Here is a 24211-nt window from a genome sequence, read left to right on the forward strand (position 1 = left end):
GCCCGCTTGGCAGCTCCTGGCAAGGCTCGCGCGGGCAATATATTTTTCGCGAGGGTGCCGGGCGCTGTGGATAGCGGGGATGGCGAATCGAAGTGCTTGAATAACCTCCCCGCGATCTGCGAAGGCATTTCGTCATGGTCAGTCCGCCGCCCGATTCTAGCGTGCCGCCTGCGCCGGGCTCATCCCCGGACGCGCACCGAATCGCACATATTTCGCTCGACGAGGAAACGATCCTGTGGCGCAATGCCGATGTCGAACAGGAACGGCGCGTCGCGATCTACGACCTGATCGAGGAAAACAGCTTCAAGCCGGTGCGCAGCGCCGAGCGCGGGGCGAAGGGGCCCTACCGCCTCCATCTCTCGGTGCGCGACGGGCGGCTGGCGATGGACATCGCCGATGAAGCCGAGCAGCCGCTCGAAACGCTGCTCATCGGACTTGCGAGGTTCCGCCGCCCGATCCGCGAATATTTCGCGATCTGCGACAGCTATTACCAGGCGATCCGCAAGGCGACCCCGGCCGAGATCGAGACGATCGACATGGCGCGGCGCGGCATTCACAACAATGCGGCCGAACTGCTGCTCGAACGGCTCGAGGGCAAGGTCGAGACCGATTTTCCCACCGCGCGGCGGCTGTTCACGCTGATCTGCGTCCTCCACATCAAGGGCTGAAGGCATGGCGAAGGCCCGGCTGACGAATGCCCGTCGCCGCAAGCTCGGCGCGGGTGGGCGTATCATCCGCCTGATGTGGCAGGGCTTTGCGCTGCTGGTGCTCGCGACGATCCTCTATTCGGGCTGGCTGTGGGTCGATATGCGAGGCTGGCGTCCGGCGGAGGAGCTCTATCCGGAACAAGGTGCGGTGATCGCGAGCGGGACATCGGGCACGCGTTTCGAGACGCTGAAGGCTTTGGGCGCGCAATTCGTCTATCTCGAACTCGCGTCAAGCGATGCGGTCCCCGATCCGGGCCTTGCCGCGCGGATGGATGCCGCGCGCGCGGCAGGGCTCAAGGTCGGGCTCGCCTTTCCCTTCGATCTGTGCGCGCGCGCGGACCCGCAGAGCGCGCGTTTCACCCGTATGGTGCCGCGCGACGACGATCTTTTGCCGCCCGCGCTGATCCTGCGGATCGGACGGATCCCGTGCACTCCGCCGGTGAGCGAGGCGGCGGTCGAGAGCGAACTGATGACGCTGGTCAACCAGATCGAGATGCACGCCGGGCGCCCCGTGATCCTCAAGCTCGGCCCCGCCTTCGAGCAGAAGTACCGCACCGCCGCGACGATGGAGCGTGACCTGTGGCTGATGCGCGACCGGGCCGAGCCGGACTATGCCGGGCGGCCCTGGCTGCTATGGAGCGCGAATGGCAGCCTCATGACCGAGGCTTCGGAGGATCCTGTCGAATGGGTGGTGGTGCAGAAGTGACCCTTGGAGAGGCGCAGCGGGCCGAACTCATCGAGGCCGCGCGCTCGGCCGCGCGCCATGCCTATGCACCCTATTCCGACTACAGCGTCGGCGCGGCGCTGCTGTTCGAGGACGGGGCGGTCATCACCGGCTGCAATGTCGAGAACGCGAGCTATGGCCTTGCGCTGTGCGCCGAGACGGTCGCGGTGGCGAAGGCGCTGGGCGAGGGACGGCGCGGCGGGCTGGTCGCGGTCGCGGTGACCGGGCCGACCGACAAGGGAGACGGCGCTCCGATCACGCCGTGCGGGCGCTGCCGCCAGGTGCTCAACGAGATCGCGCAGCTCGGCGCGACCGACCCGCTGGTGCTGTGTGTCGGGACCGAGCGGACCGAGAGCGTGTCGCTGTCCGACCTACTCCCGCGCGCTTTCGGCCCGGCGAACCTTGCCTGAAGCCGACTAGTTGCCGAGCAGGTCGCCGAGCGCCCCGCCGATATTGCCGAGCGGGTTCCTGCGAAAAGCGCGCTCCTCGCGGCCGATATAGGCGAAAATCCCGTCGAGCGCCTGCTCGCTCACCGAGCGGTTGATGCCCTCGCGGTCCAGTCCGGCGTCGCGGATGAAGGAATGCCTTTCTGCGAGCCCGTCGAACTCGTCATAGACCCCGGTGGCGCCGAGGGCGTCGTCCACCAGCGGTTCGAGCTTGGCCGATAGCGCGTCGTTCGACGAACGGCGCAGGTATTGCGTGCCGCCGTCGCTTTCCGACACGATCCCCGGCGCGTCGGACCAAGATAACCCGTCGATCGCGTCGCGGAAGATCGGCTTGGCCTCGCCCGCGGCGGTCCCGGCGGCGTCGTTGATCCTCCGCGTGATCCCGCCGAGCACGCCGAGCCGGTCACCCGCCTGCATGATCCGGCCGAGCAGGCCCGAGGATGCCCTGCCGACGATGGGAAGGCCGATGCGGACCTCCTCGTCCTCGTAGAATGCGCCGGGCCGCGCGAGCTTGTCGAGCGCGTTGTCGGTCGCCCGCCCCAGGATCGAGGAAAGGCCGAGCCCCTGCGCCCTCGCGCGGCCCGGCGCGAAGGCCCCCGCAACCCCGCAGGCGGCGAGCCCTGCGATGAATACTCTGCGGTCCGCGTGGAAGCCGCGCTTCGCCAAGGCTCGATGATCTTTCATTGCTGCAAACTCCCCCCTCCACTTTCGCGTGACCTTATCACACGATCAGCGAGGGGAAAGGCTCAGCGCGTTTCGATCCACTCGACCAGTGCCGCGAGGCAGTCGCGTGCCAGCAGCTTGCACCGCTCCGGCGACCAACCCTGTTCGGGCTCCGGGAAGTCGGCGAGATCCTTGTAGGGCATTTCCAGCGTCATCGCGCAGGCGCCGAAGCGTTCGGCGACCTGGTTGGTGCTCATCGACAGGTTGCCCTTGCCCGGCTGCGCCTTGGGATAGCCGAGCTTCGTCTGGAAATCGGGCGTGCGGCGGTCGAGGATGCGCTGGTAGCGGTAGAAGCCTTCGCCCTGTTCGTCGGTCCACGAAGGGATGCCCTCGAACCCGGCGAGGAACACGGCCGGAATCGCCTCATCGCCGTGCACGTCCATTGCGAAATCGACGCCGGTCTCGTCCATCCGGCCAAGGATCGCGAGCACCTCGGGCGATTTCTCCGCGCTGGGCGATGCCCATTCGCGGTTGAGATTCGTGCCGACCGCGTTGGTCCTCAGGTGCCCCCGGCGCGAGCCGTCGGGGTTGCAGTTCGGCACGATATGGAGGCGGCAGTGCTTGCGCAGCGCGCGCGCGACGGGGTCGGCCGGGTCGGTCAGGCATTCGAGCGCGCCTTCCATCCACCATTCGGCCTGTGTCTCGCCCGGGTGCTGGCGGGCATAGAGCCAGACCTGCATCTCCCCTTCGCCCATTTCGAGAAGGTCGAGCGGCTGGCCGTCGAGCGTCTTGCCGAGCCGGACGAGCTCCACCCCCTCGCTCGCCGCGGCCTCGGAGACGAGATCGTTGTGCCGCTCCATCGAATAAGGCGCGAAATAGGCGAACCAGGCGATGTTCGAGGCGGGCGTGTAGCGGATCGTCAGCGTGCCGTTCTCCGCGTCCTTGTCGAAGCTGCTCGCCGCGCGCGCCCAGTATTCGCGGTCTTCCGAAACGCAGGCGTCGTAATCGGGCCAGCCGCCCGGATAGGCGCTGTCGTTGAGGCCGGTGAGCTTGAGCTCGACCTCCTCGCCCGCCGCGCCGGTCACGCGGAAATGGAACCACTGCGCGAACTCGGACCGGTGGTCCTTGCGAATGGCGAGGCGCGCGGTGCAGCCGTCGATGGAGAGGACTTCGATATTGCCGCTGTCGAAAGCGGCATCGATGGCGATCTGGGTCATTCGGTTCCTTCGAGGTCGGCCACGTCGATCGTGACGGTCTCGCCATTGCCACCGGGAAATTCGCGGAACAAGGCCGCTGCCAGGGTGCGGGCGGCAGCGCCGGTCTCGCTGTAGGGCGAATTCATCGAGGTTTCGAGATTCGCGCGCCCTTCCCACAGGCTCTCGCCCGCCGGGCCGAGGATTCGCACGGCAAGCTGGGTCACGACGCGCGGGCCGCTGTTGCCGCCGCCGCCGAGATTGATCCCGACGCCGACGCCGACGCCCGAGCCGAAGGTCCCGGTCTGCCCGCCGACCCCGACATTGACCGGCGAGCGCCGACCGCCCGCGCTCGCGATCGGCTCGCGGCTGGTGCGGATCGTCGCGGTCTGGCCCGCCGTGCCGGGCTGGGTCGCAATTGTGTAGCCGAGCTGCTTCAGTTCCGCGGCGACTGCGGATTCGAACGCGGCGCGTGCCGTCTTGTTCGACATTTCCTCGGGAAAGACGATCGCGATGCCGCCTTCGCCGAGTTCGGCCGCGCGCTGCTGGGCGACGAAGCGGGTCACTTCGACCGGGCCGGTATAGGTGCTGGTGCAGGCGCCGAGGGCCAGCGCGGGGAGCGCCGCTGCGAGCAGCGCGCGAAGGGGTGGGGTGATGGGCATGGGGCTTCCTTTCTCTCCGCCCCCGTTATAGCCGCCATGCCCCGACGCGCCACAAGGCTTTCGCAGGAGCGAAATTCATGGTTTGCGAACGTCGCCGTGCTATGGCGCGCGGCGATGGACCAGAAAGCGACTCCTGTGCTGGTGACCGGCGGTGCCGGCTATATCGGCAGCCACGCCGTGCTCGCACTAAAGGACGCGGGCTGGCGGGTGAGCGTGATCGACAATCTATCGACCGGCTTTCGTTTCGCCGTGCCCGACGGCGTGCCGTTCTACGAAGGGGATATCGAGGACGCGGGCCTCGTTGCCCGCATCTTCGCCGAACAGGGTATGGACGAGGGAGGCGGAGCGATCATGCACTTCGCCGGCTCGATCGTGGTGCCGGAAAGCGTTTCCGACCCGCTCAAGTATTACCACAACAACACGGCCAAGAGCCGCGCGCTGATCGAATCAGCGGTGCGCGCGGGCGTGGGGCATTTCATCTTTTCCTCGACCGCCGCGACCTATGGCGTACCCGAGGTCTCGCCGGTCTCCGAGGACTGCCCGCGCGCGCCGATCAATCCCTATGGCTGGTCGAAGCTGATGACCGAGCAGATGCTCGCCGACACCGCCGCCGCCCATGCGATGAATTATTGCGCGCTCAGGTATTTCAACGTCGCCGGGGCCGATCCCGAGGGGCGCAGCGGGCAATCGACCGCCGGGGCGACCCATCTCATCAAGGTCGCGGTCGAGGCCGCACTGGGCAAGCGCGACCATGTCAGCGTCTTCGGGACCGATTACGCGACGCCCGACGGAACGGGAGTGCGCGACTACATCCACGTGAGCGACCTTGCCGCCGCCCATGTCCTGGCGCTCGAGGCGCTCATCCAGGCGCCGGGCCGCTCGATGACGATGAACTGCGGCTACGGGCGCGGCTTTTCGGTGCTGGAAGTGCTCGACGCGCTCGACCGGCTGACCAATGCGCCGATCGAAAGGCGTTTCGCCGAGCGCCGCGCGGGCGATCCCGACTCGCTCGTTTCGGACCCGTCGCGCATCCGCGCCACACTTCCGTGGACACCGCGCTTCGACGACCTCGAGACGATCATCGCCCACGCGCTCGCATGGGAGCGCAGACTCGGTGAAATTCGCGCTGGCGAGGGCGCCGAGGCGTGACACATGGTTGACGGCGCGCCCCCTTGGCGCTAACGGGCCGATCAAGGAATGAGCGCGCCGGGATGCGTCTCGGCGCTTTTTGTTTGGAAAGACACGACGATGAAGATCCGCAACAGCCTCAAGTCGCTGAAGAAGCGCCACCGCGATTGCCGCGTCATCCGGCGCCGCGGTCGCACCTACGTCATCAACAAGACGAACCGCCGGTTCAAGGCCCGCCAGGGCTGATCCGGCCTGGACGCCGGTCCGTGCATCGCGGTCCGGAAGGGTTCAAGCGGCCCGCCTCCCACCGGAGTGCGGGCCGCTCGCCGTTTGGGGACTGTCATGAGCAATAATGACCGCGCCGCCGTGTTCGACGTGGGCCGGGTGCTGTTCCAGTGGCAGCTGCGCGCCCTTTTCGAAAAGCTGATCGACGATTCGCAGCAGCTCGACTGGTTCCTTGCGAATGTCGTGACGGAGGAATGGCATTTCCAGCACGATCGCGGCGCGCCGCTGGCCGAGATGCTGCCTGCGCGCATGGCCCAGTTTCCAGAACACGCCCTGCTTATCGCCGCCTACGCAGCGCGTTTCAACGAAACCGTGCCCGGCGAGATCGAAGGGGTTCACGACATCGTCCGCCGTCTCGCGGACCGGGATGTGCCGCTCTACTGCCTGACCAATTTCGGGGACGAGCTGTTCGCCCGCTTCCGCCCGGAGCAGCCGATCTTCGACCTGTTCGAGGACATCATCGTGTCCGGCACGGAGCGCATCGCAAAGCCCGATCCGCGCATCTACGAAATCGTCGAGCGCCGCAGCGGGCGCGAGGGTGCGGCGCTGTTCTTCACCGACGACAATCCGGCCAATGTCGCCGCCGCCAAGGCGCGCGGCTGGGATGCGCACCTGTTCACCGATGCGGCATCGCTCGAGGCGCAGCTGGCAGGATCCGGCCTGCTGTAACGAAAGCGGCCCCCGGACCGCGCGCCGGTTGGGGGCAGGGCGCGCGCCGGGGGCCGGAAAGTCGCCCGCGCTGGAGAGGCGCGCGGACGGGGGGATCAGGGTTGGCTCAGTTGCCGTTGCACTTGGCGAGCTTGTCCGCCTCGAGCTCCTTGCCGCGCGCGGTGAAGGCGGTGATCTCGCCGAATTCGCGGTTCAGGTCGCGGCAGACGTTGATCGGACGCGAAGTGCCCTTGTTGGCGACGCAGATGTCGCCCTTGCAGGCCCAGGCGACACCGCCGGCGACCGCACGCTCGTCGGCGGCGGGCTGGGCGAGGCGGGCGATGTAGTAGGGGCCATCCTTCGCCTCGGCCGGGGCGGGAGCGGCGGCGACGCCGAAGACCGCGGCGGTGTAGGCGAGGGCGGCGACGAAGATCGACAGGCGATTGGTGCGGGAGAGGGTCATTGTCGGGGTCCTTTGGCTGACGGGATCATCGTTTATTGTGCGATGCAACGTTTCGATTCGAAACTCATTGCATAACCCCCACTAGCTCACTAGATTTCAAGTTGCAACTCGAAACCTAAATTTATTTTCGCCTCGGAGCCGTCCCGGAAATTTGCCAGAACCGCGATTGCGGGTAGAGTGCGCGGCGCTATCCAAGAACAGGCATGAGAGGAATGGACATGGGCGACGTAAGAGAGCCGCTGCGCGATCTGATCGAATGCGGCCTGCCGCAGGCGCTCGAAGTGATGGGCGAGCGCTGGTCCTTCATGATCCTGCGCGCCAGCTTCAACGGCCTCAAGCATTTCGAGGAGTTCCTGAGCGAACTCGGCATCGCCCGTAACATCCTGTCAAATCGCCTCGCCAAGCTGGTCGAGCACGGCATCCTGCGCCGCGAACCGTGCGAGGACGACCGGCGCAAGATCGAATATCGCCTGACCGACAAGGGCTTCGACCTGCTGCCCGCGATGATCGCGCTGCGCCAGTGGGGACAGAAATACGGCAACGAGCCGGTCAAGGAGGACCCCGTCCTCGTCGATGCTCGCGACCGCCTGCCGATCGGCCCGGTCTCGATCCTTGCCCATGACGGGCGCATCCTGAACCATCAGGATCTCTGGCTGACCCGCCGCGTCGACCTCGGCAAGCGGCCTGACGGAACTCGCGCCGAAGCGGGCGCGGGACTGGGCCGCGGCGACGTTGCCGATCTCGAAGCCGCGAGAAAAGCCGCCGCCGGGTGATTCGCCCCGGCTCGCAAGGGTCACTATCGAAAACGGGTGAGACATGAGCCGGGTCGCCGCGGCGGACGTCTACGACATCCTGCGCCGCACCTTCGGCTTTTCGGGCTTTCGCGGGCAGCAGGAAGCGGTCGTCACTCGCGTACTCGCGGGGCAGCCGACGCTCGCCCTGATGCCGACGGGGGCGGGCAAGTCGCTCTGCTACCAGCTCCCGGCGCTCGCGCTCGAAGGCACGGCGGTGGTGATCTCGCCCCTTATCGCGCTGATGCACGACCAGATCCGCGCCGCCGAGGCGCTGGGCATCCGCGCGGCCTCGATGACCTCCGCCGACACCGACAACGCCGCCACCGCCGAGGCGCTGCGCCGTGGCGAACTCGATTTGCTCTACATCGCCCCCGAACGCGCGACCACGCCCGGTTTCGAGGGGTTGCTTGCGCAGGCCAGGCTGTCGCTCTTCGCGATCGACGAGGCGCATTGCGTGTCCGAATGGGGGCACGATTTCCGGCCCGACTACCGGATGCTGCGCCCCCTGCTGGATCGCTTTGCCGATGTCCCGCGCCTTGCCCTGACCGCGACCGCGGACGAGGTCACGCGCGCCGACGTGCTGCGCCAGCTCGGCATTCCCGAGGAGGGGCTGGTGGTGGCGGGATTCGACCGGCCCAACATCCGCTATGCCATCCACCCGCGCGGCAATACCGGCCAGCAGGTCGCCGATTTCATCAAGCGCACGAACGGGGCGGGGATCGTCTACGCGAACAGCCGCGCCGCGACTGAGCAGATCGCGCAGCACATTGCGAAAACGGGCCGCCCGACCGGCTTCTACCATGCCGGCCTTTCGCCCGAACGCCGCGCAGCTGTGCAGGCCGAATTCGTCGCTTCGGAGGACATGGTGATGGTCGCGACCATTGCTTTCGGCATGGGGATCGACAAGCCCGACGTGCGCTTCGTCGTCCATGCCGGCCTGCCCAAGTCGATCGAAGCCTATTACCAGGAAACGGGACGCGCGGGGCGCGATGGGGACCCGGCCGAGGCCGCGTTGTTCTGGAGTCCCAATGATTTCGCCAAGGCCCGCCAGCGCCTGGCCGAGGTCGAGGAACACCGCCTCGCCGCCGAACGCGCACGGCTCGATGCGCTCGCCGGGCTGGTCGAGACGCCGGGCTGCCGCCGCGCGATCCTGTTGCGGCATTTCGGCGAGAACCCGCCCGCGACTTGCGGCAATTGCGACAATTGCGAGAATCCCCCAAAAGTCGTCGACGCGACAGAGCTTGCGCGCAAGCTCCTCTCGGCGGTCTATCGCACCGGGCAGAGCTTCGGCATGGGGCACATCGAGAAGGTCCTCCTCGGCCGCGAGGACGACCGCGTGCGCCAGCGCGGGCACGACCACCTTTCCGTCTATGGCATAGTCGGCGAGGAAGAAGCACCGCTGCTGCGCCCACTGATGCGCAGCCTAACCGCGCACGGGATGCTGACGACGACCGAGCATGGCGGGCTTGCGCTGGGGCCTTCGGCGCGCGCTGTGCTTAAGGGCGAGCGTCCGGTCGCCATCGCCGAGCCGCCCGCGAAGAAGCGCCGCCGGGCGAGGACGCAGGCGGCGAACCCCGTCGGCGACCCGCTGTTCGAGGCGCTGCGCGCGAAACGCAAGGAACTGGCGAGCGAACGCGGCGTACCCGCCTATGTCATCTTCCACGACAGCGTCCTGCGCGACATGGCGACGCACAAGCCCGAGACGCTCGGCGAACTGGGCGAATTGCAGGGTGTCGGCGCGAAGAAGCTCGAGACTTACGGGGCCGATTTCATCGCCGTGATCCGCGAAAGCTTCCGCGCCTGACGCTTCAGCGCCGCACGGTCTGGCGGTAGTCGATCCTGATCCGTACCCAGGATCCCACCTGCGAGCGCCCGCCCACGATCGCGGGACGCACGCGGAATTGCCACGTCGCCGCCAGTACCGCGCGCCCGATCCGGGAGCCGGCCGGGCTTTCGCCGAGCAGTTCGCAATCCTCGACCCGGAAATCGGGCACGGTGCGGCACACGATCAATGCGCTCGACGGGGCCGTGGCGGTCGAGAGATAGCCCGCGAGTTCCTGCCGCGTCGGCTCGCGATACCAGCGCGCGGCGTACATCGGCTCGCCATTGGGCGCGGTCCCGACGCGTTCGCTGTCGTTCGCGGAGCGGGGCGGGCCGGTATCGACAGGGCCGTAGTTCCGGCCCGGCCGGATCACCGCCTTCGGCTTCGAAGGCTTGGGCGGGGGCTCGACCGGGGCGGGCGCAGGGGATGGCGCAGGAAGTGGGGCGACGGGCAGCGGCTGCGGGGGCGGAACGTCGGGCATCTCGAGCGGTGCCGGCTCGGCTCGCTCCGGTTCGGGAGGACGAGGGACCGGCTCGAACTCGGCCTGCTCGGTCTCCGACTCCTCCCCGGCGGGAGCAGTCTCCTCCGCCGACACGTTGCGCGCCTCGAAGGTCACGGCTGCGGGTGCATCGGGCTCCCCCTCGACCACGTTCCACCCGAGCGTCAACAGGAGCGCGATCACGACCAGTTCGGCACAGATCGTGGCCGCAATTCCCGCCATGCGCCGGCGCAGTGCGCCATCGTCGGCAGCGCCGCTCGGAGCGGCCACAGGGAAAGGAGCGACAGGTGATTCGGGCAAGGGTGGCTCGGCCGGAAAGGGGGCGGCGCGCGCGCTAGCAGGAAATCCGTCGGTCGGCACGCTTTCGCTGCTCTCTCACTCCGCCGCTTCGAGCAGCTCGACCGTCTCGCGCGTCGGCGGGAGCGCGTCGTCGGGACGGTAGCTCGCCCCCAGCTTCTTCGCGAGGTCGCGGGTGAGCAGCGCGTTAAGGGCATTGCCGAGATTGGGATGGCGCCTGCCCAGCTTGCGCAGTGCGTCCGCGTCCCATTCGACATATCGCACGCCCTCGGGCGCGACCGTGGTGGCGGTGGTCTTGCGCTTGAGCACGAAGGCGATTTCGCCGACGAAATTGCCTTCGGGCAGGCGGAACAGGCGTTCGCCCTTCTGGACCGAAATGATGCCCTCGAAGACGTAGAACAATGCGCCGGACGGCTCCGCCTCGCGGGTCAGCACCGTGCCCTCGGGGTCTTCCGCCACGCGCCAGTGCGCCAGCTTGAGGATGCGCCGGAACTGGCCCGGCGTAAGCGTCTCGAAAGCGTCGAACAGGCGCTTTTCGTCCTCCGACAGGCGGAAGGTCGTGCGCTCGAGCAGGACCTGGGCGAGCACGTAGCAATTGGCGAAGATCATCAGGACGCTCGTGACGATCGCGTCCCACAGCGGCGGGTCGAGCGCGAAATAGTAGTAGGCGATGTATATCACCGTCGAGACGATAATCAGCGAGCGAAGCGGCAGCTCGTCGCGGATGAAGAATGCGAACAGCATCAGCGCGGCGGCGATCTGGATCAGCCAGGCGGGGTCGAAGGTGATGGTGAGGGGGTCCGGGTGCTATCTGGTGCCGATGAACTGGCGATAGCTCAAAGCCTCGGCGATGTGGACTCTTCCCACGCCTTCGCTGCCCGCAAGGTCGGCGATCGTGCGCGCTACCCGCAACATCCGCGTATAGGCGCGTGCGGACAGCCGCAGCTTCTCCGCCGCCTGCATCAACAGCGCGCGCCCCGGCTCGTCCGGCGCACCGAAGCGTTCGAGCTTTTCGCCGTCGAGTTCGGCATTGGACCGCACCCCGCGCTCCTTCTGAACCTCGCGCGCGGCGGCGACACGGGCGGCGACGGCGGCGCTGTCCTCGGTCGGGGGCGGCAAGGCGAGATCCATCGCCGATACCGCGGCAACATGGACGTGGAGGTCGATCCGGTCCAGCAGCGGCCCCGACAGGCGCGCCTGGTATTCGCTCGCGCACCGGGGACCGCGGGCGCAGACATGGCCCGGTTCGCCTGCATGGCCGCAGCGGCAGGGGTTCATCGCCGCGACCAGTTGGACCCGTGCGGGAAAGGTCACGTGGGCATTCGCGCGCGCGACGTCGACCTGCCCGGTCTCGAGCGGCTGGCGCAGCGAATCGAGCACGGCGCGCTGAAACTCGGGCAATTCGTCAAGGAACAGCACACCCAGATGGGCGAGGCTGACCTCGCCGGGCCGGACTTTCAATCCGCCGCCCGTCAGCGCCGCCATGCTGGCCGAATGGTGCGGTGCGCGGAACGGGCGCGCGCGGCTGATGCGTCCGGCTTCCAATGCGCCCGCGACCGATTGCACCATCGACACCTCGAGCGCCTCGACCGGGGTGAGTTCGGGCAGGATGCCGGGCAGGCATGAAGCGAGCAGGCTCTTGCCCGATCCGGGCGGACCGACCATCAGCAGGTTGTGGCCCCCGGCCGCCGCAATCTCGAGCGCGCGCTTGGCGGTTTCCTGCCCCTTGACCTGCGCGAGGTCGGGCGCGGGTGGTGCCTCGGCGATCCCGCCGCGTTCGGGTTCGGGCAGTACGGTCGAGCCCTTGAGGTGGGCAAGTAGGCTCGACAGGTCCTTCGGCGCAAGCACGGGGATGCCGCTCGCCCAGCGCGCCTCGGGGCCCTGTTCGGCGGGGCAGATGAGCCCGGCTTCCGCCTCGCTCGCATGGAGAGCCGCGACGAGCACGCCGGGGCTCGCGACAATCCGCCCGTCCAGCGCGAGTTCTCCGACCGCGATCCAGTCGCCCAGTTGCTCGGCATCGGTCACGCCCATCGCGGCAAGCAGGGCCAACGCGATCGGCAGGTCGTAATGCGATCCGTCTTTGGGCAGGTCAGCGGGAGAGAGGTTGATTGTGATGCGTTTCGGCGGCAGCGACAGGCCCATTGCCGAAAGCGCCGCCTGCACCCGCTCGCGGCTCTCGCTCACCGCCTTGTCGGCGAGCCCGACGATCGCGAATCGCGGCAGGCCCGATGCGACCTGGCATTGCACCTCGACCGCCCGCGCCTCGAGCCCGAGATAGGCGACCGTCCTGACCAACGCGACCACGGGTACCCCTCCCGGAAAGACCCACAATTAACCGCAATACTGGAAAATTAAGAGGAACTTGTCGAGCGCCTAAGGGATGCCCGCCGGAATTGGCGAAAGCATAATCCTTTGGGAAATCGCAGCACGGCGGCGCGCATCTTCCGCGTGCCATGCAAAAGCTTGCCGCTCTCCTGCTCGCTCTCGTCGCGCTCGTCTTCACACCCGGTGCGGCTTCGGCGCAATCGATTGCACCCTTGCCCGAGGGGCGCCCGATCATTGGCGGGGTGCGCACGGTTCTGGTCGAGCGCTGGATCGAGGAATGGGATCCCGTCCTACAGCGCTGGGTCCGGGTGAGCGAGGACAGTGAGGGTGTCGCCGCGAGCGGTCCCATCGGCACGCGCCTGCCGGTCGGATGGAGCGTGACCGAGACCCGGCAGGAACTTGCCGCCGCGCGCCATGCCCGCCCGGACCGTCGCGCGCAGGGTTGGCAGGGCCCGAGGGCGGCGGCACCGCGATATGGGCCTTTCCGGGTGATCGACGAAAGCCGCGCCGCGCTGATCGGATCGACCGATGCGGCGACCCCGGGGCAGTTCGATGCCATGTTGCGCGATTTTCCCGGACTTGCGGTGCTGGAACTGGTCGAGGCTCCCGGCACCAGCAACGACATCGCCAATCTCGCGCTCGGCCGGAAAATCCGCGCCGCCGGGCTCGCCACCCATGTTCCGCCGGGCGGCTCGGTGCGTTCGGGGGCAGTCGAGTTGTTCCTGGCGGGCGAGCGCCGCACGATCGCACCGGGCGCGCGCTTCGCGGTCCACAGCTGGCTCGACCAACGCGGCCGCGAGGCGGACGATTTCGCCGCAGATGATCCGGCGCATCTCATGTATATCGATTACTACGTCGAAATGGGGATGGACGAACAGCGCGCGTGGGCCTTTTACGCGATGACCAATTCGGTCCCCCATTCAAGCGCGCTCTGGCTGCGCGCCGAGGAGATGCGGGGCTGGATTGCTCCTGCACGCGACAAGCCTGGGCGGATGGGCGCGCACCGCATCGCGCGAGCCGACCAGGCGCTTTCGTTCGCCGAGAGCGCGCTTGCCTTGCCGCGGGTGGAACTTGACGGGCCGGTGTCGCTGGCTCTCCTCGACGAGGATGCGATCCCCGCCGCTCCCGCGCCGCGCATCCTCTACGCCGACGTGACCGCGATCGCGCTGGCCCGAGGGCAGGTGGAGTTGCGCGAGATTTGAAGTGCGGCGCTTGGAGTAAACGCGTGCGGACTTGACTCGCATCGCGCCATCCCATAGTGGCGCGCGCCTGTTGATGTTGCGGCGGGGCCTGTCTCCCGCAGCCGCGACCGGAACGAAACGGACCGGGCTGCGCTCTGATTGCGAGCCCGGCCGGCCAGTATATCGAGGACGACATGAAGCGGACTTTCCAGCCCAGCAATCTCGTGCGCAAGCGCCGCCACGGCTTCTTCGCGCGCAAGGCAACTCCCGGTGGCCGCAAGGTCCTGCGCCTGCGTCGCCGTCGCGGCCGCAAGAAGCTGTCGGCGTAACTTTCTGGCGCCCTCAGGCGCCGGGCGCGGGCCATCCGGCCCGCTTGGCTTTCGCGGCATAGGCCGCGGCGGGCAGTCGCCCTTGCGGGCTCCCTCCGGGAGCCCGTTTGCGTTACCGGCGGGCTTTTCATGATCTCCGTCCTCACCCGCCGCGCCGATTTCCTCGCCGCCAATCGCGGCCTGCGCAATGCGAAGGCGGGCTTCGTCCTCCTCACCCGGCCCAATGGCGGGGAGGGGATGCGCTACGGCATCACGGTGACGAAGAAGATCGGCAATGCCGTCGTGCGCAACCGGATGAAGCGGCGTTTTCGCGAGCTCCTGCGCGCCGCTCTGCCCGAACACGGGCTCGCCGATCACGATCATGTCCTGATCGGGCGCAGCGGAGGGGTCGAGCGCGACTTCCAGCTGATGCAGGGCGAACTCCTCGATGCGCTCGAGCGGGCCCGCGCCGGCCGTTCCGATCCCGGACGCGGTCGTCGTCCCCGGCGCGGGAGCCGCAGCGGCAAGAAGGTGTGAGGCGCGCCCTGCTGGACCGCGCGGGCAGGCCGTTCTAGGCTCTCCCATCCCGACCCATCGGCGCCAGCGGAGCGGTTCGCCCATGAAGCACGTCCTCATCCTGATCGCCCGGGCATGGCAGCTCGGCCCTTCGCGCCTGCTGCCGCCGACCTGCCGCTATGCGCCGTCATGCAGCGAATACGCGATTGAGGCGCTCACAAGATATGGCGCGCTCAAGGGTGGATGGATGGCGATTAAGCGGCTAATGCGCTGCCACCCTTGGGGTGGGCACGGCTACGACCCCGTTCCCTGAGGACTGCTCCGGTCGATCGCCGCCGGGCACCACGAACGCAAAGCCATTTCGGATAAGACCACCTTGGACACTCGCAATCTCGTCATCGCCGCGGCGCTTTCCTTCCTGCTGATTGTGGGATGGGATTACGGTATGCGCTTCTTCTATCCCGAAGCCTCCATCAGCGAAGCGGTGACCCCCGAGGGCGATGCGCCCGCCGCGTCCGCGGTCGAAAGCTCGGCGGCGGGCGATCTCGCCGATGCCGCCCCGGCCGCGACCGCTTCCGCCGCCGGACAGGCGCAGATGAGCGGCCCGGTCGACCTGTCCGCCGCGCTCGCAAGCCAGACGCGCGTTGCGATCGATGCGCCGCGCGTGGCCGGCTCGATCAACCTCGTCGGCGCGCGGATCGACGACATCGTGCTCAAGGACCACCGTGAGACGGTCGACAAGGACTCCGGCCCGGTCCGCCTGTTCGCGCCCGATCGCACAGACAGGCAGTATTTCGCGGAATTCGGCTTCGTCACCGGCGATGGGAAACTGCCTGCCGACACGCTCTGGCAGGCGAGCGGTGAGCGGCTCACGCCCGAAACGCCGGTCACGCTGACGCATCAGGGTGCGGACGGGCTGACCTACCGGATCGAGCTTGCGATCGATGAGAACTACATGATCACCGCGCGCCAGAGCGTTTCCAATACTGGCGAGAGTGGCGCGATCGTGCGGCCCTTCGCGCTCATCAAGCGCACCAGCACGACCGCGACCGCCGACGAATTCCTCGTCCATTCCGGCCCCGTCGGCGTGTTCGGCGGGACGCTGTTCGACGGCAACAACTACGAGGAGCTCGCCGAGCTCGGGCGCGACACGCCTGCGGGCAATCCCGCATGGCTCGGCTTCACCGACCGGTACTGGCTCTCCGCGCTGATCCCCGGAGACGAAGCGGATGTCGGGCGGGCGGGCTTCTATTCTCTCGGCGATGAATTGTTCAGCACCGAACTGCGCTATGAGGCGCAGCCCGTGCCCGCTGGGCAGACGCTGACGCAGCAGACGCGCCTGTTCGTCGGCGCGAAGGAGAGCGACCTGCTCGATTCCTATGCCGACAATCTCGGGATCGACAATTTCGGCCTCGCGATTTCGTGGGGCTGGTTCCAGGTGCTCGAGAAGCCGCTGCTCTGGCTGTTGCGGACGCTCAACTCGGCGGTAGGCAATTTCGGCCTTGCGATCATCCTGATGACCGTGGTGGTGCGCGGCGTGCTGTTCCCGATCGCGCAGAAGCAGTTCGCCAGCATGGCCGCGATGAAGGCGGTGCAGCCCAAGATGAAGGCGATCCAGGAACGCTTCAAGGACGACAAGCAGCGCCAGCAGCAGGAGATCATGAAGCTCTACAAGGAGGAGAAGGTCAATCCGCTCGCCGGGTGCCTGCCGCTCCTCATCCAGATCCCGATCTTCTTCGCGCTCTACAAGGTGCTGATCCTCGCGATCGATATGCGGCACGAGCCTTTCGTGCTGTGGATCCGCGACCTGTCCGCGCCCGACCCGGCGCACGTGCTCAACCTGTTCGGTCTGCTTCCTTTCGAAGTCGTCGGCTTCCTCGCGATCGGTCCGCTGGCGATCCTGCTCGGCATCACGATGTGGCTCACCTTCCGCCTCAATCCGTCCGCTATGGACCCGATGCAGCAGCAGATCTTCAACATCATGCCGTGGATCCTGATGTTCGTCATGGCACCGTTCGCCGCGGGCCTGCTGCTTTACTGGGTGACTTCGAACATCCTCACGCTCGCCCAGCAGACCTATCTCTATTCGCGCCATCCGCAGCTGCGCGCACAGGCGGAAAAGGACAAGGCGGAGATGGCGAAGAAGAAGGCGGACGAGGGCAAGGACACGAAGAAGGGCAAGGCGTGAGCGACCTCGACGAGCGCGAGCGGCAGGCCCGGGAGGCCGCCGCCTCGCGCCTTTTCTCGGGCCGGGTCGAATTCCTGCTGTCCGCCCCGCAGCTCAAGTTCCTGCCCGATCCGACCGTCCCGGAGATCGCCTTTTGCGGACGCTCGAACGTCGGCAAGTCCTCGCTGCTCAACGCCTTGACCGGGCGCAAGGCGATCGCCCGCGCCTCGGTCACGCCGGGCCGCACGCAGGAACTTAACTTCTTCGAGGTGGGCGAGCCGACGCTGTTCCGGCTCGTCGATATGCCCGGCTACGGCTTCGCCAAGGCGCCGGTGAAGGTCGTCGAACGCTGGAAGAATCTCGTGAAGAGCTACCTGAGGGGGCGACAGGTGCTGGCGCGCAATCTCGTGCTGGTCGACAGCCGCCATGGCCTCAAGGACGTCGACCGCGAGATGATGAAGATGCTCGACGACGCGGCGGTGGGATACCGCATCGTACTGACCAAGACCGACAAGGTGAAGGCGAGCGACCTCGAACGCGTTGCGTCCCAGGTCGCGGAGGAAGCGCGCAAGCACCCCGCGGCCTTTCCCGAGCTTCACCTCACCAGCGCCGAAAAGGGCATGGGGATCGCAGCCCTGCGCGCCGCCGTGGTGGCCGATGCCCTGGGCGAGGAATGGTCTTCCGGCTGATCCGCGGGGATGGCCGTTGCAACCGCGCTTTCGATTTCGACGCGACCTCGATAAGGTGCCGGCCTCATTGAAACGGCAAGTGCTCCCATGGCCGACATTCGACCGACATACGAGATCGCAGCGCCCAGCATCCGGCCCTACGTGCAGACGCTGTGGCCCGGCGCGCTGGCGATGCCGTTCGATGCGCGCGACGAGGAAGGCCGCAAGGTCAACCTCGCCGACGATCACCTTTCGGGACGCCACCTGCTGCTCGCTTTCCTCGGCGACCCGGACAGCGAAATCGCGATGACCCTCCTGCGGTCGCTGGCCGGGCTCGAAGATCGCTTCGATGCCGTCCACGCGACTGCGCTCGCGTTCAGCGCATCGACCGATGCAACGCGAAACAAGCGGATGAAGCGCGCAGCCGGATTTCCCTGGCCTGTCGCGGGCGATCCGTCCGGCGGGTTTTTCGCATCCTATGGCCTGCACAAGGGCCACGACCGCACCACGCGGCTCGTGCTGGTCACCCCCTATCGGCAGATCCGCGCCTGGTTCGACCTCGAAGGGGATACGGGCCCCACGCTGGAGACGATCATGAATCTGATGGAAAATGCGCAGGCGAACGAGGAGCTGCGCTGGAGCCCTCCGCACGCACCGGTTCTCGTGGTGCCCAATGTCCTTTCCCCGGAGGAATGCGGCAGGCTGGTGGAATCGGTGGAAACGGACACGCCTTTCCTCGTCCGGCAACCGCAACCGGGGGAGGTCGCCGGCAATTACCGGATACCGGTCTACGACCACTACCGTCAGGACCGGATCGACCTGATCATCAAGGACAGGAACACGCTGGCCTTTCTCGACGAAAGGATCTTCGGCCGTGTCACGCCCATGATCAAGAAGGCGTTCGCCTTCGACGTGACCCGCCGCGAGGATCTCCACATCGCGCGCTATGTCGGCAAGCGCGACGGCATTGCGATCGGGCACCGCGACAACATGGAGCCGGGGGTCGCCCATCGGCGGTTTGCCCTGTCGATCAGCCTCAACGACGAATACGAAGGTGGCGGGATCGTGTTCAGGGAGTTCAGCCCGAGGGCGTATCGGGTTCCGGCAGGCACGGCGATGGTCTTCTCTTCGTCCCTGCTGCACGAGGTGGAGGAGACCACGTCAGGCGTTCGCTACAACCTCATCTCGCACTTTTTCAGCTGACCCGCGCTATTTCGCGAAGAGCTGGGCGCGATCCGCGAAAGCCTTGAACTCGAGTGCATTGCCCGCCGGGTCGCGCAGGAACATCGTCGCCTGTTCGCCCGGCTGGCCCTTGAACCGAATGGTCGGCTCGATCACGAACTCGCAGCCCGCGTCCCGCAGCCTTTTGGCCAGCGCCTCCCAGTCCGCCATTTCCAACACCAGCCCGAAATGCGGCACCGGCACGCCGTGGCCGTCGACATGGTTGCTCGCCCGGTCGCCCGCTTCGCCCGGTGCGAGGTGGGCGACGATCTGGTGGCCGTGGAAATCGAAATCGACCCATTCGTCGCACGAGCGCCCCTCGGCGCAGCCCATCACGCCGCCATAGAAAGCGCGGGCTGCGGCAAGGTCGTCGACCGGGAAGGCGAGGTGAAATAGGGCCATGGCCATGAATTTGCACTCCACAAGGTTGGCGCTCCCCTAACCCGTTCAGCCTCGACAGCCCAAGCCTGAATACCTAACTGCTCCATGCGGCAGCCGCACGAGGTTCGCAGATGCGGCGCCTGCAAGGTGGAGCAGGAGAGGCCCATGAAGCTCATCATCGGCAACAAGAACTATTCGAGCTGGTCGCTGCGCGGCTGGCTCGCGGCGAAGCAGTCGGGGCTCCATTTCGAGGAGATCACCGTGCCGATCATGGGCGAGGAATGGGACCGGCTCAAGCACGACATGGGTGAGATGCAGCCTTCCAGCGGCAAGGTCCCGATCCTGTGGGACGGCGAAGCGGTGATCTGGGACAGCCTCGCGATCATGGAATACCTTGCCGACAAGGTCGGGCGCGAGCGGTTTTGGCCCAAGGACGACGCGGCGCGCGGCATGGCCCGGTCGATGGTGGCGGAAATGCACTCCTCCTATCTCGCCCTGCGACGGGAGCTGCCCATGAATATCCGCAAGCGCATCCAACTGGGCGACATGACCGAGGAAGCGCGCCGCGATATCGTGCGCATTCTCGGCCTGTGGGCGGAGGCGCGCGCGCGTCACGGCAAGGGCGGGCCGTTCCTGTTCGGCACGTTCGGCGCTGCTGACATCTTCTACGCGCCGGTCGTCTCGCGCTTCATCACCTATGGAATCTCCGTTCCCGGATTCGCGCAGGGTTATATGCAGGCGGTGTGGGAACACGACTGGACGCAAAGCTGGATAGAGGCGGCAGAGAACGAGCAATGGGTCATCGAGCAATACGAAACCGTCGGCTGAGCGCGGCGGCGCTGCTGTGGCTGGCCCTGCTGGCGAGCGCGCTTGTCCCGACGAGCGCGCAGGCCTGGGGCTTCTACGCGCACAGGAAGACCGCCGAAATCGCCGAAGCGAATGTCTCGCCCGAGACGCGCGCCAAGATCCGCCGCCTGATGCGTTCCGAAAAGCTGGTCGGCACGCCCGGCTGCCCGCTATCGACCATCGAGGATGCGAGCGTATGGCCCGATTGCATAAGGCGCGATTACTGGCGCTGGGGCTACACCGCCGCGTGGCATTACCGCACCGCGCCGATCTGCGAGGCCTATGACGCGCGCCGGAACTGCCCCGGCGGCTCCTGCGTCACCGGTCAGATCGAGCGCGCGCACCGCGTGCTCGCCGACGAAAGCCTGCCCGACAACGTCCGGCTGGAAGCGCTCGCCTTCATGGTCCATTTCACGGGCGACGTGCATATGCCGCTCCATTCGGGCGACAAGGACGACCGCGGCGGGAACGACCGCAAGGCCGATTACGGGATCAAGCCGGGCCTGAATCTGCACCGGATCTGGGACGGCCCGCTCGCTGAGCGCGCAATCAGCGATCCCGCCGACCCGGTCGTGAGGCGCTATTCCGCCGCCGAGCGCGCCGAGCTGGGCGGTGGCACTCCCGCCGACTGGGGCCGCGAGAGCTGGCAGATCAGCCGAAGCTTCGTCTATCCGACCGCGTTCGACACGGAAAACGTGTGCGAGACCGATTTGCCGATGGAAACGAAGCTGACGCAGGATGACATCGTCCGCGGCGTGCCGATTGCCAAGCGGCGGGTGCAGCAGGCGGGCATCCGCATCGCCGAGCTGCTCGAAAGCGCCTTCGCGCCCGGTGCGCTGCCGCTGCCCGCGCGCCGCTAGAGCAGGCGCTCGGTATCGTAGCGGCTCCCGTCCTTGCGGAAATAGCCTTCGGGGCCGAAGGTCATGTCGATGTCGGGGTAGACCCCCCTGTCTCTCGCCGCATCGCCCGCGCTGACGGCGACATAGACGAAGGGCTCGCCCGAGCGGTTCTGCAGGTGGTGCCCGTTGGCCTCGCCCGCCGGCCAGGCGAGCACGTCGCCCGCGCGCACGGGCGTCTCGCCCCCGTCATCGACCAGCACCGCCTCGCCCGAAACCGCGACCAGCAGTTCATCGACGTCGCTGTGCCAGTGCCGCTGCGAGGACCATGCCCCCGGCTCGAGCACGACATGGCTCGCTCCCATGTGCGTGAGCCCGGCAATCCCCGTGAGCCGCCGGTATCGTCGCCCCGCGACCTGCGCGTCGTAAGGCGCGGGATAGCCCGTCGCATTGGTCTGTTCGATCGCCTCCAGATCGAGCTTGGGCATCGGCGCATTCTCCTGCTAGCGAGGCGAGCATGAGCCGAACTCTCGACCTTGCCAAGCGCCTGATCGCGGCGCCCAGCGTGACCCCCGCGACCGGCGCGGTGTTCGATGAACTCGAAGCGATGCTGGAACCACTGGGCTTTGCCGTTCACCGTTTTACGCGCGGGCAGGGTGCGGACGGCAGCGACGAAGCGCCGGTGGAGAACCTCTTCGCCATTCGCAGCGGGCCGGAAGGCTCGGCCCATTTCGCCTTCGCAGGCCATCTCGACGTGGTCCCGCCCGGAGACGGCTGGGCGAGCGCGCCGTTCGAGCCGACCGTCATGGGCGAACTGCTCCACGGACGCGGCGCGGTCGACATGAAAAGCGCGATCGCCGCCATGGTGACGGCGGTTGGCGACGTCCCGCGCGAGGCGGGGACGATCAGTTTCCTGATAACGGGAGACGAGGAAGGCCCCGCGCTCCACGGGACGCGCGCGCTGATCGACTACATGAACGCCGAAGGCATAAGGCCCGATCTGTGCCTCGTCGGCGAGCCGACCAGCGTCAACCGCTTGGGCGACATGATGAAGATCGGGCGGCGCGGATCGGTCAACATCTGGCTGACGGTCGAGGGCACGCAGGGGCACGTGGCCTATCCGCACATGGCCGACAACCCCATCCCCAAACTGGTGGCGATGCTGGCCGAACTCGACGCGCTGGTGCTCGACAAGGGAACCGACTGGTTCCAGCCATCCAATCTCGAGATCACCGAGATCGAGGTCGGCAACCGCGCGCACAATGTCATTCCCGCCGCCGCCAAGGCGCGCATCTCGATCCGCTTCAACGACCTGCATTCGGGCGCGAGCCTGTCCGAACGCATCGGCGCCATTGCCGAAAAGCACGGCGGGAGCGCGCTGCCGATCATCTCGGGCGAACCTTTCCTGACCGAGCCGGGCGCGTTTTCGCGGCTGGTGGCAGAGGCGATCGAGGCCGAGACCGGAATCGCGCCCGAGCAATCGACCACCGGCGGCACGTCCGATGCGCGCTTCCTTCGCGCGGTGTGCCCGGTGATCGAATTCGGCCTGTGCAACGCGACCATGCACAAGCGCGACGAGGCGGTGGCCATAGCCGACCTCGATGCGCTAGCGCGTATCTATGCGCGCATCGCCGAAGGGGCGCTGGCGCTCGACATGAAGCAGGGGGCCTGACGCTTCGCATGAAAACATGGTTCGCAATACCGCTGTGGCAGCGCGTGATCGGCGCGCTCGTGCTCGGCATCCTCGTGGGTTTCCTGTGGGGGCCGGGGGCGGAAAGCATCAAGATCATCGGCGACATCTTCATCGCCTTCATCAAGATGCTCGTCGTGCCGCTGATCTTCTTCAGCCTCGTTGCGGGTGTCGCGAGCATCGGGGACCTGAGGAAGCTCGGCAGCGTCGGCTGGCGGGCGCTGCTGCTGTTCATCGCCACCGGCCAGATCGCGGTCTGGCTCGGCCTTGCGATCGGCACGCTGCTCGCACCCGGCTCCGGCATCGACGGGCGCAGCATGGCGCTCGATCCGGCCGCCCTCGAAAAGGCGCAGGACCGCCAGCAGAACGCCCAGAGCTTTTCCGAGATGATTCTCGAAACCGTGCCGTCGAGCCCGGTGCAGGTCATGGCGGACGTCAACGTGCTGCCGCTGATCGTCTTCTCGCTTCTCATCGGGATCGGCATCCTGATGGCAAAGGAGGAGGGCGAACCGGTCCTCAAGATCTTCGAAAGCGGGAGCGTCGTCATGCAGAAGGTGACGATGATCGTGATGGAACTGACCCCCTTCGGCGTCTTCGCGCTGATGGCGTGGGTCGCGGGCACGCTGGGCCTCGACGCGCTCCAGGCGCTCGGCTTCCTCGTCGCGCTCAACTATCTCGGCTGCCTGCTCATCATCTTCGTGATCTATGCCGGCATGATAAAGCTGATCGCGCGGCTGCCCGTGGTCGATTTCTTCCGCGGCATCGCCGATGCCATCGCGGTGAGCTATTCGACCGCGAGTTCCAACGCGACGCTTCCCGTGACCCTGCGCTGTGCCGAGCGCAATCTCGGCGTATCGAATTCGGTGGCGAGCTTCATCATCGCGCTGGGCGCGACGATCAACATGAACGGGACCGCGATGTATCTGGGTCTAGCGACCCTGTTCGGCGCGCAGGCCTTCGGCGTGGACCTGTCCTGGGCGGACTATTTCACGATCTCGATCCTCGGCACGCTTGGCGCGATCGGTGCGGCGGGGATTCCAGGGGCGGGTCTCATCATGATGGTGCTGGTGTTCGGCGCGGTCGGCGTGCCGCTGGAAACGATCGCGCTGGTCGCGGGCGTCGACCGGATCATGGACATGATGCGCACCACCACCAATGTCAGCGGCGACGCGGCGGTGGCGACCACCGTGGCGAGCCTGACGGGCGAGCTCGACCGGGCCGAGATGATCAGCGCGGACGACGTATAGTCTCGCCCTCGTTGACCACGATCCTCTCGCCCGCCTTGCCCGGCCCGGCAAGTTCGAGCGGTTCGAACGCGCCGAGGTGACACTGGGCGTTGGGATTGCCGCCGAAGCGGTCCTGCAGCGTGATCGCCATGCCCGAACAGATCTGCTCGCGCCCGAAACCCGCGCTCTGCGTGAAGCCCGAGACCAGCACTCCCTCGCAGGGCAGTTGCAGGCGGTTGAGGTAGAACTGCCCGTCGTTCATGAAAACGATGCTTTCCTCGTCATTGACCACGTAGAAAGTGTTGGCGGTCTGCAGGCAGCGGCGCGGCTCGGCCTCGGCTCGCACAAAGACGCTCGACTCGTCGGGCCAGATGCGGGCATTGGCGACCTTGCCTTCAATTGAGGGAGCGCCTTGCGATCCGCTCATGCAGCCGGTCAGGAAAGCGACCAGCGCGAACGCCGCGCCATGAAGGAGAAGCCTTTCGTTACCCGTCACCCTCCTGCTCCCTTGCCGA

At 67.1% G+C, this 24211-nt stretch carries 29 protein-coding genes; 19 read left to right on the forward strand and 10 right to left on the reverse strand.

The window, feature by feature from the left end; translation table 11 throughout:
- Positions 1-134 precede the first annotated feature (134 nt).
- The 3 genes from G9473_RS14960 to G9473_RS14970 are packed head-to-tail and all read left to right on the forward strand — an operon-like array spanning position 135 to position 1841.
- Positions 135-668 (forward strand): UPF0262 family protein, encoded by a 534-nt coding sequence (locus G9473_RS14960; RefSeq protein WP_291134446.1) that lies wholly within the window; start codon positions 135-137, stop codon positions 666-668.
- A gap of 4 nt (positions 669-672) precedes the next feature.
- On the forward strand, positions 673-1413 hold the full coding sequence (locus tag G9473_RS14965; RefSeq protein WP_291134448.1) for a glycoside hydrolase family 25 protein: 741 nt from the start codon (positions 673-675) through the stop codon (positions 1411-1413).
- Positions 1392-1841, forward strand: a complete 450-nt coding sequence (locus G9473_RS14970) for a cytidine deaminase (RefSeq protein WP_291134449.1) — start codon at positions 1392-1394, stop codon at positions 1839-1841. Before G9473_RS14965 ends, G9473_RS14970 begins: the two co-directional genes overlap by 22 nt.
- A 6-nt stretch (positions 1842-1847) precedes the next feature.
- Here G9473_RS14970 and G9473_RS14975 read toward each other — a convergent pair whose 3' ends face one another.
- The 3 genes from G9473_RS14975 to G9473_RS14985 all read right to left on the reverse strand — a co-directional run bounded on the left by G9473_RS14975 (position 1848) and on the right by G9473_RS14985 (position 4395).
- On the reverse strand, positions 1848-2561 hold the full coding sequence (locus G9473_RS14975; protein ID WP_291134451.1) for a DUF4197 domain-containing protein: 714 nt from the start codon (positions 2559-2561) through the stop codon (positions 1848-1850).
- 62 nt (positions 2562-2623) lie between these two features.
- The gene (locus G9473_RS14980; RefSeq protein ID WP_291134452.1) at positions 2624-3757 is read right to left on the reverse strand and encodes a M14-type cytosolic carboxypeptidase; all 1134 of its coding nucleotides are present in this window, start codon (positions 3755-3757) and stop codon (positions 2624-2626) included.
- Positions 3754-4395 (reverse strand): hypothetical protein, encoded by a 642-nt coding sequence (locus G9473_RS14985; RefSeq protein ID WP_291134454.1) that lies wholly within the window; start codon positions 4393-4395, stop codon positions 3754-3756. Before G9473_RS14985 ends, G9473_RS14980 begins: the two co-directional genes overlap by 4 nt.
- 114 nt (positions 4396-4509) lie before the next feature.
- Here G9473_RS14985 and galE point away from each other — a divergent pair, with 114 nt between their 5' ends.
- From galE to G9473_RS15000, 3 genes are all read left to right on the forward strand, one after another.
- The gene (gene galE, locus G9473_RS14990) at positions 4510-5544 is read left to right on the forward strand and encodes a UDP-glucose 4-epimerase GalE (protein WP_291134455.1); all 1035 of its coding nucleotides are present in this window, start codon (positions 4510-4512) and stop codon (positions 5542-5544) included.
- A 99-nt stretch (positions 5545-5643) separates the two neighbouring features.
- A complete protein-coding gene (gene ykgO / locus G9473_RS14995; RefSeq protein WP_034905333.1) occupies positions 5644-5769 on the forward strand; it encodes a type B 50S ribosomal protein L36 in 126 nt (41 codons plus the stop codon).
- 96 nt (positions 5770-5865) lie between these two features.
- Positions 5866-6477, forward strand: coding sequence for an HAD-IA family hydrolase (locus G9473_RS15000; RefSeq protein WP_291134459.1), 612 nt, complete (start codon positions 5866-5868; stop codon positions 6475-6477).
- Positions 6478-6583: 106 nt separating this feature from the next.
- On the opposite strand, the gene G9473_RS15005 is transcribed toward G9473_RS15000, so the two are convergent.
- Positions 6584-6919, reverse strand: coding sequence for a hypothetical protein (locus G9473_RS15005; protein ID WP_291134461.1), 336 nt, complete (start codon positions 6917-6919; stop codon positions 6584-6586).
- 218 nt (positions 6920-7137) lie between these two features.
- Between G9473_RS15005 and G9473_RS15010 the strand changes: the two genes are divergently transcribed.
- Both G9473_RS15010 and recQ read left to right on the forward strand, forming a co-directional pair.
- Positions 7138-7692 (forward strand): helix-turn-helix domain-containing protein, encoded by a 555-nt coding sequence (locus G9473_RS15010; RefSeq protein WP_291134462.1) that lies wholly within the window; start codon positions 7138-7140, stop codon positions 7690-7692.
- 43 nt (positions 7693-7735) lie between these two features.
- Positions 7736-9517 (forward strand): DNA helicase RecQ, encoded by a 1782-nt coding sequence (gene recQ, locus G9473_RS15015; protein ID WP_291134464.1) that lies wholly within the window; start codon positions 7736-7738, stop codon positions 9515-9517.
- Positions 9518-9521: 4 nt separating this feature from the next.
- On the opposite strand, the gene G9473_RS15020 is transcribed toward recQ, so the two are convergent.
- The 3 genes from G9473_RS15020 to G9473_RS15030 all read right to left on the reverse strand — a co-directional run bounded on the left by G9473_RS15020 (position 9522) and on the right by G9473_RS15030 (position 12635).
- Positions 9522-10304 (reverse strand): hypothetical protein, encoded by a 783-nt coding sequence (locus tag G9473_RS15020; RefSeq protein ID WP_291134465.1) that lies wholly within the window; start codon positions 10302-10304, stop codon positions 9522-9524.
- A gap of 105 nt (positions 10305-10409) precedes the next feature.
- Positions 10410-11075, reverse strand: a complete 666-nt coding sequence (locus G9473_RS15025; protein WP_291134466.1) for a Crp/Fnr family transcriptional regulator — start codon at positions 11073-11075, stop codon at positions 10410-10412.
- Between the two features lie 63 nt (positions 11076-11138).
- Complete coding sequence (locus G9473_RS15030) at positions 11139-12635, reverse strand: YifB family Mg chelatase-like AAA ATPase (RefSeq protein ID WP_291134469.1); 1497 nt, start codon at positions 12633-12635, stop codon at positions 11139-11141.
- A 149-nt stretch (positions 12636-12784) separates the two neighbouring features.
- Between G9473_RS15030 and G9473_RS15035 the strand changes: the two genes are divergently transcribed.
- The 7 genes from G9473_RS15035 to G9473_RS15065 all read left to right on the forward strand — a co-directional run bounded on the left by G9473_RS15035 (position 12785) and on the right by G9473_RS15065 (position 18699).
- Positions 12785-13858 (forward strand): hypothetical protein, encoded by a 1074-nt coding sequence (locus tag G9473_RS15035; RefSeq protein WP_291134470.1) that lies wholly within the window; start codon positions 12785-12787, stop codon positions 13856-13858.
- A 173-nt stretch (positions 13859-14031) separates the two neighbouring features.
- Complete coding sequence (gene rpmH / locus G9473_RS15040; protein ID WP_034905346.1) at positions 14032-14166, forward strand: 50S ribosomal protein L34; 135 nt, start codon at positions 14032-14034, stop codon at positions 14164-14166.
- Positions 14167-14295: 129 nt separating this feature from the next.
- Entirely contained in the window at positions 14296-14682 is a 387-nt protein-coding gene (gene rnpA / locus G9473_RS15045) for a ribonuclease P protein component (protein WP_291134474.1), read from the forward strand.
- Between the two features lie 82 nt (positions 14683-14764).
- On the forward strand, positions 14765-14974 hold the full coding sequence (gene yidD, locus G9473_RS15050; protein ID WP_291134477.1) for a membrane protein insertion efficiency factor YidD: 210 nt from the start codon (positions 14765-14767) through the stop codon (positions 14972-14974).
- A gap of 63 nt (positions 14975-15037) precedes the next feature.
- Entirely contained in the window at positions 15038-16849 is a 1812-nt protein-coding gene (yidC, locus tag G9473_RS15055; protein ID WP_291134479.1) for a membrane protein insertase YidC, read from the forward strand.
- Positions 16846-17517: a ribosome biogenesis GTP-binding protein YihA/YsxC gene (yihA, locus tag G9473_RS15060; RefSeq protein ID WP_291134482.1), complete on the forward strand. Its 672-nt coding sequence runs from the start codon at positions 16846-16848 to the stop codon at positions 17515-17517. The genes yidC and yihA overlap by 4 nt, the downstream gene beginning before the upstream one ends.
- Before the next feature lie 87 nt (positions 17518-17604).
- Positions 17605-18699: a redoxin domain-containing protein gene (locus G9473_RS15065; protein WP_291134485.1), complete on the forward strand. Its 1095-nt coding sequence runs from the start codon at positions 17605-17607 to the stop codon at positions 18697-18699.
- 6 nt (positions 18700-18705) lie between these two features.
- Here G9473_RS15065 and G9473_RS15070 read toward each other — a convergent pair whose 3' ends face one another.
- Positions 18706-19125 carry a VOC family protein gene (locus G9473_RS15070; RefSeq protein WP_291134486.1) on the reverse strand — a complete coding sequence of 140 codons (420 nt, stop codon included), beginning with the start codon at positions 19123-19125 and terminating at the stop codon, positions 18706-18708.
- 138 nt (positions 19126-19263) lie between these two features.
- On the opposite strand from G9473_RS15070, the gene G9473_RS15075 reads away from it, so the two are divergent.
- Both G9473_RS15075 and G9473_RS15080 read left to right on the forward strand, forming a co-directional pair.
- On the forward strand, positions 19264-19926 hold the full coding sequence (locus G9473_RS15075) for a glutathione S-transferase family protein (RefSeq protein WP_291134487.1): 663 nt from the start codon (positions 19264-19266) through the stop codon (positions 19924-19926).
- Complete coding sequence (locus G9473_RS15080) at positions 19893-20804, forward strand: S1/P1 nuclease (RefSeq protein ID WP_291134488.1); 912 nt, start codon at positions 19893-19895, stop codon at positions 20802-20804. The genes G9473_RS15075 and G9473_RS15080 overlap by 34 nt, the downstream gene beginning before the upstream one ends.
- On the opposite strand, the gene G9473_RS15085 is transcribed toward G9473_RS15080, so the two are convergent.
- Entirely contained in the window at positions 20801-21268 is a 468-nt protein-coding gene (locus G9473_RS15085) for a cupin domain-containing protein (RefSeq protein ID WP_291134490.1), read from the reverse strand. The two genes, G9473_RS15080 and G9473_RS15085, sit on opposite strands and share 4 nt — an antisense overlap.
- A gap of 29 nt (positions 21269-21297) precedes the next feature.
- Between G9473_RS15085 and dapE the strand changes: the two genes are divergently transcribed.
- Entirely contained in the window at positions 21298-22452 is a 1155-nt protein-coding gene (gene dapE, locus G9473_RS15090) for a succinyl-diaminopimelate desuccinylase (RefSeq protein WP_291134491.1), read from the forward strand.
- 8 nt (positions 22453-22460) lie between these two features.
- Positions 22461-23717, forward strand: coding sequence for a dicarboxylate/amino acid:cation symporter (locus G9473_RS15095; protein WP_291134493.1), 1257 nt, complete (start codon positions 22461-22463; stop codon positions 23715-23717).
- On the opposite strand, the gene G9473_RS15100 is transcribed toward G9473_RS15095, so the two are convergent.
- Entirely contained in the window at positions 23698-24192 is a 495-nt protein-coding gene (locus G9473_RS15100) for a hypothetical protein (RefSeq protein ID WP_291134495.1), read from the reverse strand. The genes G9473_RS15095 and G9473_RS15100 overlap by 20 nt on opposite strands.
- Positions 24193-24211: the final 19 nt, after the last annotated feature.

The sequence above is a fragment of the Erythrobacter sp. genome (genome assembly GCF_011765465.1).
In the GTDB taxonomy this organism is placed as follows: domain Bacteria; phylum Pseudomonadota; class Alphaproteobacteria; order Sphingomonadales; family Sphingomonadaceae; genus Erythrobacter.

Bases quoted from the DNA above. Each gene is read 5' to 3' on its own strand.
- ykgO (WP_034905333.1), top strand. From the start codon at position 5,644: ATGAAGATCCGCAACAGCCTCAAGTCGCTGAAGAAGCGCCACCGCGAT.
- G9473_RS15075 (WP_291134487.1), top strand. From the start codon at position 19,264: ATGAAGCTCATCATCGGCAACAAGAACTATTCGAGCTGGTCGCTGCGC.
- galE (WP_291134455.1), top strand. From the start codon at position 4,510: ATGGACCAGAAAGCGACTCCTGTGCTGGTGACCGGCGGTGCCGGCTAT.
- G9473_RS15005 (WP_291134461.1), bottom strand. From the start codon at position 6,919: ATGACCCTCTCCCGCACCAATCGCCTGTCGATCTTCGTCGCCGCCCTC.
- G9473_RS14965 (WP_291134448.1), top strand. From the start codon at position 673: ATGGCGAAGGCCCGGCTGACGAATGCCCGTCGCCGCAAGCTCGGCGCG.
- G9473_RS14960 (WP_291134446.1), top strand. From the start codon at position 135: ATGGTCAGTCCGCCGCCCGATTCTAGCGTGCCGCCTGCGCCGGGCTCA.
- G9473_RS14975 (WP_291134451.1), bottom strand. From the start codon at position 2,561: ATGAAAGATCATCGAGCCTTGGCGAAGCGCGGCTTCCACGCGGACCGC.
- G9473_RS14980 (WP_291134452.1), bottom strand. From the start codon at position 3,757: ATGACCCAGATCGCCATCGATGCCGCTTTCGACAGCGGCAATATCGAA.
- G9473_RS15025 (WP_291134466.1), bottom strand. From the start codon at position 11,075: ATGCTGTTCGCATTCTTCATCCGCGACGAGCTGCCGCTTCGCTCGCTG.
- rpmH (WP_034905346.1), top strand. From the start codon at position 14,032: ATGAAGCGGACTTTCCAGCCCAGCAATCTCGTGCGCAAGCGCCGCCAC.
- recQ (WP_291134464.1), top strand. From the start codon at position 7,736: ATGAGCCGGGTCGCCGCGGCGGACGTCTACGACATCCTGCGCCGCACC.
- G9473_RS14970 (WP_291134449.1), top strand. From the start codon at position 1,392: ATGGGTGGTGGTGCAGAAGTGACCCTTGGAGAGGCGCAGCGGGCCGAA.
- dapE (WP_291134491.1), top strand. From the start codon at position 21,298: ATGAGCCGAACTCTCGACCTTGCCAAGCGCCTGATCGCGGCGCCCAGC.
- G9473_RS15065 (WP_291134485.1), top strand. From the start codon at position 17,605: ATGGCCGACATTCGACCGACATACGAGATCGCAGCGCCCAGCATCCGG.
- G9473_RS15095 (WP_291134493.1), top strand. From the start codon at position 22,461: ATGAAAACATGGTTCGCAATACCGCTGTGGCAGCGCGTGATCGGCGCG.
- G9473_RS15080 (WP_291134488.1), top strand. From the start codon at position 19,893: ATGGGTCATCGAGCAATACGAAACCGTCGGCTGAGCGCGGCGGCGCTG.
- G9473_RS15085 (WP_291134490.1), bottom strand. From the start codon at position 21,268: ATGCCCAAGCTCGATCTGGAGGCGATCGAACAGACCAATGCGACGGGC.
- G9473_RS15000 (WP_291134459.1), top strand. From the start codon at position 5,866: ATGAGCAATAATGACCGCGCCGCCGTGTTCGACGTGGGCCGGGTGCTG.
- rnpA (WP_291134474.1), top strand. From the start codon at position 14,296: ATGATCTCCGTCCTCACCCGCCGCGCCGATTTCCTCGCCGCCAATCGC.
- yidD (WP_291134477.1), top strand. From the start codon at position 14,765: ATGAAGCACGTCCTCATCCTGATCGCCCGGGCATGGCAGCTCGGCCCT.
- G9473_RS15070 (WP_291134486.1), bottom strand. From the start codon at position 19,125: ATGGCCATGGCCCTATTTCACCTCGCCTTCCCGGTCGACGACCTTGCC.
- G9473_RS15010 (WP_291134462.1), top strand. From the start codon at position 7,138: ATGGGCGACGTAAGAGAGCCGCTGCGCGATCTGATCGAATGCGGCCTG.
- G9473_RS15035 (WP_291134470.1), top strand. From the start codon at position 12,785: ATGCAAAAGCTTGCCGCTCTCCTGCTCGCTCTCGTCGCGCTCGTCTTC.
- G9473_RS14985 (WP_291134454.1), bottom strand. From the start codon at position 4,395: ATGCCCATCACCCCACCCCTTCGCGCGCTGCTCGCAGCGGCGCTCCCC.